The sequence below is a fragment of the uncultured Photobacterium sp. genome, assembly GCF_947039875.1.
Lineage (GTDB): Bacteria > Pseudomonadota > Gammaproteobacteria > Enterobacterales > Vibrionaceae > Photobacterium.
Window position 1 is genome coordinate 125427 of the sequence record NZ_CAMRAN010000004.1, and the last position, 7870, is coordinate 133296.

Genomic DNA, 7870 nt, shown 5'->3' on the forward strand with positions numbered 1-7870 from the left:
TTTACTTAATCTAAGGTCTTAAACCCTATTCATTCAAATACAGCTCAGCCATGCCATCTAACTTGTTTTTCACTTCTTGCCAGTTGGGCATTACGCTAGTGAGTAAACGCCAGAAGTTTTCGCTGTGGTTATATTCAGCGATGTGGCACAGCTCATGTAAGATCACGTAATCAATACACTCTTTGGGTGCTTTGATAAGGTGAGGGTTGAGCATTAATGTACCTTTGGCTGAGCAGCTTCCCCATTGTTTGCGCATTGGCATAATACGAAATGACGGAATGCCTTTCACCCATGTCGCTTGCGGCAGAAGTTCAGCTAACCGTTGATGAAAAACCCGTTCTGCTTTAACGCCATACCAACCTGAAACTAAGGCTTTTACTAGCTTAGATTTATCATCATTAAAACGATTAAGGGTAACCAACAGCTTACCTCGATCCATCTTCACGTTGGAAATGGCATCTCGGTCTTCAACCACTTTTAATACATAACGACGACCCAAATAGAATTGCATCTCACCACTAACGTAATGTTTGGTTTGAACATATTCCAAATGGGATCGAAATTCTTTCAGTGCATCCCAAATCCAACGAGCTTGGTGCATAACCGCTTCGTGAATAGCCGATTTCTCGGCATTTTCAGGGGCGGTGACGGCAATACGGCAATCAGGGTGAACGCGAATAGTGATCTTCTTTTTCTTACCTTCAGCAACGGTTTTACGAATAACCTCGTAGGTAACCGCTTCATCACCATAGATGAAGCTGTATTCCTCAATGCTATTTTCTTTGCTGTCTTTGTTGTTATTAATGGATGCCATTAATGGTGACCTGCTAATCCCAGTCGAGTGATTTGAATAACATCTGTGATCAGTGTTTGTGCTTTATCAATCCCTAAATCATTAAACAGTAAGGGTAATAGACCTAATCGAATTTGGTTTTCAATCTCAGCAGGGTTAATGGAATATTCACTCACCGCCTTGCGTACAATCGTATCGATATCCAGTGCATATTGAATGCATTGCTCTTCGGATAAAGGCTGTGGTTCAACTCGCTCTTTTAGGAATAAACCATGCTTTAAGAACAAACCAAAGTAGGCTTGAACATGACGTTTTATTTTTGGATCGAGTTCAGCAAAGCGATCTTTAGGCATTCCTGCTACATCGCGATCTTTTACCTGTTGTTCAAAATCAGCGAATAAAAGGTATTGTTTTACTGGGCTATCAAACATCTCTTTAGTTTGGGCAATCGCTTTTTTTAACAGGTTAGAGAAATACTCTTGGGCATAAGGATCATCGGCTAAGTCTTGCTCAATCATCTTGGTAACACGGCCTGTGATAACGTCTTTTTTGTTATTCGCTTCATCATCGGTCATTTGCTCAGGTTTGGCATCTTTACCCATGTTGCCAACCAAGTACGCACCTTCAGGCTCTTTAATCTCAATACCACCAATGTGTTTGTCTAACATGGCACGAATGCTGTCGGCATACTCATCGTAATCAACGGTTTCTTCGGCATCTTCACGAACTTGTCTGCGTAGTTGAGACATGCTTTTTAAGGTTTGTTTATACAACTCACGCTTATTATCAAAGCTCTTATCATTGAAGTAATTTGCTGACTGTAACGCGACCTTTAAACAATTGGCAAAGGCGGTTAGCGCATCATAGAAGTCATTACGTAGCTTTAAATTGGTATCGGTTAGTTGACCATCAAAGGTGTCAATTTTAGGGGCTAATACCTGGCGCAGTGCCTGGCCGTCTTGCTTGTTATTAACGCTCGCAAAAATAGACCATAATGCATCGTATAAACCCGGTAATTTTTTATACTCGGTGTCCATACGGTTATATAATCCTTTAAGATCATCAATATCAAAGCCACCTTGAGTACGCTCTGCCAAGTCTTGATACTTTTCTATGGTGGCATCAAGCTCTTTTAAAATGCCGCGATAATCAATCAGGTAACCAAACTGCTTTTTCGCATGTAAGCGGTTAACACGGGCAATGGCTTGAATGAGGTTATGCTGTTTTAACGGTTTATCAATGTATAACACCGTGTTTTTGGGTTCATCAAAGCCGGTTAATAACTTATCGACCACGATCATAATGTCGGGGCCTTCATCCTCTGCAAATTCTGCAATGATGTGTTTGGTATAGGCTTTTTCGTCCGTCCAACCTTTATCGGTGACATTGGTTTTCCACCAATTTTGCACAATATCGGTACTTTCACTGTCAACGTTGTCGTGTCCCTCACGAGTATCAGGCGGCGACATCGCAACCACAGAGGTGACTTTACCGATTTTATCTAACAGCATCTTATAGCGAATAGCAGAGGCTTTTGAATCACACGCCAATTGACCTTTTAAGCCTTGGTTTTTGAAATTCTGAAAGTGATCTGAGATATCATAAGCAATTAACTCTAAACGGCCTTCGGTTTGATAAACTTGACCTTTTTGAGCGAATTTACGTTTTAAGTCAGCGCGTTGTTTTTCAGATAAGTCTTTAGTGATCCGTTCAAACCATGCATCGATGGCTTTATCGTTGGTGCTGAGATCAGCAATGCGTTCTTCATAGAGTAATGGAGTAACGGTGCCATCTTCTACTGCTTGTTGCATAGTGTAAGAGTGGATGATTTTACCGAATTTATTTTCTGTCTTATCGTCTTGCAGTAGCGGTGTCCCTGTAAAACCAATATAAGCAGCTTTGGGTAGAGCTTGTAACATACGGATATTGTTTTCACCGTTTTGGCTACGGTGACCTTCATCGACAAGTACAATAATATCTGGGCTATCGTTGTAGCATTCTGGAAGGTGAATTGCAGTACCAAACTTGTTGATAATCGAGAAGATAATACGCTCGTTACCTTTACCAATTTGTTCCGCAAGGCGTTTACCTGTGGTTGCCATTGCCGCGGTTTTATCTTTATCTGACAGGGCGCCACCTGACTTAAAGGTGCTAGCCAGTTGATCTTCTAAATCTACACGGTCGGTTACGACAATCACGCGACATTTGGCGAGTTCTTTTAACCAAATAAGGGCTTTGGATAAAAACACCATCGTGAATGATTTGCCAGAGCCTGTGGTATGCCAAATCACACCGCCATTACGTGCGCCCCTTCTTGCTCCTGGTAAAGAGTCATCAAAGGATGTAATACGTTCCACTAAGGCTTTAATGCCAAACACTTGCTGATAACGCGCAACAATCTTGCCTGCTTTTTTATCAAACAGGGTAAATAGGCGCGTCATTTCTAACAGACGATCATGACTAAGTAAGGAAACCAACAAGCGATCTTGATCGGTTACTACTAAATCACCACCTGCAATCAGTGATAGATATTCATCTTTGATCGCTGCTGCACGATGGTTAAAGATCGCATTCAGTTGGGTTTCATTCAGCGTTGTGTTTTTCAGACGCTCAAAGGTACTTTCAATGATTTGTTCTTCTTTCCACTTTGCCCAAAATTTACTTGATGTTCCGCATGTTGCGTAGCGTCCATCATGCCCATTGACAGACATCACCAGTTGGTTATAAGCAAATAAGCTTGGAATAAAGTCTTGCTTTTGATTTCGAATTGTTTGAGAGATGCCTTCATCAATAGTCGGCTTCCCTGTTTTTGACGAATTAGGACGTTTTGCTTCAATCACTACCCACGGCAAACCATTAACAAAACAGACAATATCGGGTGTGTAGTAGGTTGTTCCTTGAGTATTGTCTACGTCCATCTCTTCGGTGAAATGAAATTGATTGTTTTCAGGCGTTTCCCAGTCAATGATCTCAATGGTTGGGTTGGCTTTTTTACCGTCCACAAACTCCGTCACACCAATGCCATAAGTTAACGCGTTATAAAGCTTTTCATTGGCGGCTTTTAGCCCCTCATTCATTGCAGGGTTAGCCAATTCTTGCACGATTTTATCAATGGCAGCTTGTGATAAATGGCGTTCTTTACCCATGAATGAATAGGTTTTAAAGCTCAGAACCTTGCGCAATACCGATGGCAGAATAACGGTAGTTTTGTTGCCACGTATCGCCATACATTCACTTGGTGGAATGAATTGATAACCAAGGTTGGTAAGCAGGGTAAGTGCTGGGATTTTGGCACTCTGTTCTTCACGAAAATTGGGGAGGTGGTTGGTCATAGTGAGTTATTAATCTCTATTTTCTGTAATCGCTAAGCACGACTAAATTGTTCATGTCCATTGGCTTGTGCTTTAGTGACCACTGCTGCCATTGCGAGATGAGTTCTTTATTGGGGAAAAAATGTGACTTTCTATCTTTACTATTACGAGGAAATTGACCTGAAAATAAGTTAAAGCCAAGCAGGTCAACATCTTCAAGTAACATGCCATCTTCATAACAGTGGCGCTCAAGGTGCCAATGAACATCATTTAAGTGAGCTTGAACACTACGATCACTACGAGGGTGGAACGCACAGCTATTAACTTCTCTGTCGTAATGGTCAATACAGTGCTCAATCTCGACAGTATCAATACCATTATCATTAGCTAGAGTGTGAAAACAGGCTTTTAGCATCGGCTCAAAAGTGTTGAGAAACTGATAAATATCACCTTTTTTACCTGCAAGGAGCGTGATGCAAAAACGGCTGTGATAATCCATCACCATAAGGTATTTTTTTCGCTTGATAGAGACGCAATGAATGACCCACTGCCATTGAAATCCACCATTTTGTTCAGCCTCAATATCGCTTGGAAATATGGGCGTTTCAATCGACTCTGCGATGGTTTTATGTGGCGCAGGCTCAAGATCCGAAATTTTCTCACCTTTGCGAGTCACCGTGAAAAATTCGACTGCGGCTTTGGTACAGTTAAACACTAACATTAATGATCATCTCGTATTGATAACAGCAACAATGTGTGACGCACTGCGTCACACATTGTTAGAGAGGTTGAAACTGGCATATTAAGCGGCTTCGGTTTCAGCAACTTGTTCCCTTAAAGCTTAGGGTTTGTCGCTAGGCGGCAAGCTTTTCTAGTCCATGAGTATAGTGCGCTATGTGATTGGGATAGAAAAGCGTAGCCAACAACGCGACAGGCACTAAGATGACAGGGAAACGTGACGCTTTCCTGTTAATAATTGCTGCATCAACGCCTTTTTCTCTTGCTTCAAGTGAGTAAGTTTAGCGGCTAATAGCTCAATTTCTTTATCGGCAGCGGTGAGGACTGAGGCGATTTTTTGTTGTTCATTAATGCTAGGAAGTAATACGTTACAGTGATTTATTTCGCCTAAGTTGATTTTTTTAGGGAAAGCAACGTGAATCGTTCGTTTATACAACTCTCGATGAAACTCATGTGAGTTGATGTAATAGCCCATATACGCAGAGTCAAACTGTGATTTATTTGCCTTGATTAAAGCCAAACTCACATAAAAAGAAGCACAAACATCCCAATTTAAGTGTTTAGCAGTGCCAATATCACCAATTCGTGTCATTAAAAGATCATCACGTTCCAACTTGACACGTTTGTTTTCTTTTTCAAATACATCTTCTGTGATGAATTTAGTATTAGAAAAGTCATCACGAGTTAAGTGTTCAACGCTATAGAATGGAATACCTTTTTCGACATATTTTGGTGTTGAGTGTGTCCCATCATAAATAGACGTAATTTTACCAAGCTCTACCTCTTCCCATTCCCCCTCAAACGCTTTACCCGTTTCAGGATCAACCAAACGCTTTTTACCCGTCAACAACTGCTGCATTAAGGCTTTTTTCTGCTGCTTGTTGGCATCAATTAGCTTTTCAGTGGTTGCAATACCGCGATCCCATGTGGAAAGGATTTGAGCGATTTGCGTTGTTCTGGGAGTGGGGGAATACCTATTTTCAAGCTAAGTAGCTCACCTTTAGTGATATTCTTCATCGAACCACTTGTTCCAGTTGCTAGGTTAGATAGTGTATATCGGCAGTGTTTAGATGAAAGTACATAACTTAGCCACTTCATATTAGAGTTAGTTTTTGGAACCGTCTGCCATAACTTATCTGGTAGAAACAAGTTGTCGTATTGTTTATCAATGTACGCACTGGCACCGACTAACTCTTCTGTATTACTGCGACTTATTATAATTTGTCCCTGCTTGGGATTAACTTTTGCACGAGCGAGTTCGATGGGTGATGTAATAGCTTTGGCGGCATAAGGTCTAAATACACCATAAGTAACAGCACTTACCTTTAAGACACCTTTTTCATTTTGTTCAAGGACGCGATCTTCACCATTTACACTGACTCCCGATTCAAGGCCAAGTAAAAGATCTTCAACTCTCCCATCTACCCAACCATTAGGCACCATAACCCAACTCCTTCAGGTAACCCGCCATCTCAAGCTCAAGATCTGCTAACTCAGCTTGCAATGCCAAACGCTCACTGCGCACTGCCATCAAATCAATTTCTGCTTCTTCTTCAAAGGTATCAACGTAACGTGGAATATTGAGGTTGTAGTCGTTCTCGGCAATCTCTTCTAATGTCGCTAGGTAAGCGTACTTATCCACGCTTTGACGGGTTTTATAGGTATCAACAATCTTTTGAATGTTATCGCTCGTTAATACGTTCTGGTTTTTGCCCGATTTGAACTCACGCGAGGCATCAATAAACAGTACCTTGTTGTCTGTTTTGTGCTTTTTGAACAACAGAATCGCGGCTGGAATGCCTGTGCCGAAGAACAGTTTTTCAGGTAAGCCGATCACGGTATCTAATAGATTTTCATCAATCAGTTGTTTACGGATTTTACCCTCACTCGATGCGCGGAATAACACCCCGTGAGGCACAACCACACCCATTCGACCGCCTTTCGTTGAAGAAGAAGCTGGCTTTAAGGTTTCAATCATGTGTGAGATGAAAGCGTAGTCGCCTTTGGTTTTTGGTGGCACACCACGACGGAAACGACCAAAGTGATCGCTTTCTGCATCTTCATGACCCCATTTATCTAGTGAGAATGGTGGGTTTGCGGTTACCACGTCAAAGTGCAGTAAGCCACCGTTGCCATCTTGCTTGCTTGAATCCAAGAGCTTAGGGTTACGAATGGTGTCGCCCCATTCAATGCGGTGGTTGTCTTCGCCATGCAGGAACATGTTCATTTTAGCCAGTGACCACGTTGAGCCAATCGCTTCTTGACCAAACAAAGCGTATTGCTTCGAGCCGCCAAAGTTCTTTTGAATTTGCTTACCACATTTCATCAATAGCGAGCCTGAACCACAAGCAGGATCGCAGATCTCATCGCCTTGTTGTGGCTCAAGAATGATAGACAGTAGATCCGATACCTCGGGCGGGGTATAGAATTCACCTGCCGATTTACCACTGCTTGCCGCAAAGTGTTTGATTAAAAACTCATACGCATTACCAATAACATCCAATGAACCGACACGGCTAGGGCGTAGGTTAAGGGTTGGTTTACCAAAGTCTTCTAATAAGTGACGTAGAATGTCGTTTTTTGATTTTTCATCGCCCAGTTTGTCGGTGTTAAAAGTAATATCGTGGAACACGCCTTTTAGCTTGGTGCCGTTTTCTTCTTCAATCGCATGTAAGGCTTGGTCGATACGAGAGCCATTACCTGCTTCAAAACGGTGCTCATACAGATCCCAAAATGTTGAACCTGTTGGGATTTTGAAAGATTGGCTCGCCAGCATCGCTTCAATCATGGCTTGGTTGTCACCAAATTGCGCTGTTAGCTCTTCGACTTTGTCTTGGCGCACATCTGAGATGTACTTTAAGAACAGCATAGTTAGCACGAAGTCTTTGTAGATTGAGGGATCGACCGTACCACGGAAGGTGTCACAGGCACTCCATACCGTTTTATTGATGTCGTCTTGGTTGATTGGGGTAGTTGGCATTTAGTTATTCTCTAATAGCGTTAAATTGTTTTAATTAGTCGTTCAGCA

6 protein-coding genes are annotated in these 7870 nt (G+C 42.0%); all 6 read right to left on the bottom strand.

Going from position 1 to position 7870, the window contains the following annotated elements:
* Positions 1-25: 25 nt before the first annotated feature.
* On the bottom strand, positions 26-814 hold the full coding sequence (locus Q0V26_RS02850; protein WP_297476643.1) for a SprT family zinc-dependent metalloprotease: 789 nt from the start codon (positions 812-814) through the stop codon (positions 26-28).
* Entirely contained in the window at positions 814-4125 is a 3312-nt protein-coding gene (locus Q0V26_RS02855) for an HsdR family type I site-specific deoxyribonuclease (RefSeq protein ID WP_297476645.1), read from the bottom strand. Before Q0V26_RS02855 ends, Q0V26_RS02850 begins: the two co-directional genes overlap by 1 nt.
* Before the next feature lie 16 nt (positions 4126-4141).
* A complete protein-coding gene (locus Q0V26_RS02860) occupies positions 4142-4825 on the bottom strand; it encodes a hypothetical protein (RefSeq protein ID WP_297476646.1) in 684 nt (227 codons plus the stop codon).
* 216 nt (positions 4826-5041) lie between these two features.
* Positions 5042-5701: a restriction endonuclease subunit S gene (locus Q0V26_RS02865; RefSeq protein ID WP_297476648.1), complete on the bottom strand. Its 660-nt coding sequence runs from the start codon at positions 5699-5701 to the stop codon at positions 5042-5044.
* 32 nt (positions 5702-5733) lie between these two features.
* Complete coding sequence (locus tag Q0V26_RS02870; RefSeq protein ID WP_297476650.1) at positions 5734-6285, bottom strand: restriction endonuclease subunit S; 552 nt, start codon at positions 6283-6285, stop codon at positions 5734-5736.
* Positions 6275-7822, bottom strand: a complete 1548-nt coding sequence (locus tag Q0V26_RS02875) for a type I restriction-modification system subunit M (RefSeq protein WP_297476652.1) — start codon at positions 7820-7822, stop codon at positions 6275-6277. Before Q0V26_RS02875 ends, Q0V26_RS02870 begins: the two co-directional genes overlap by 11 nt.
* Between the last annotated feature and the right edge of the window lie 48 nt (positions 7823-7870).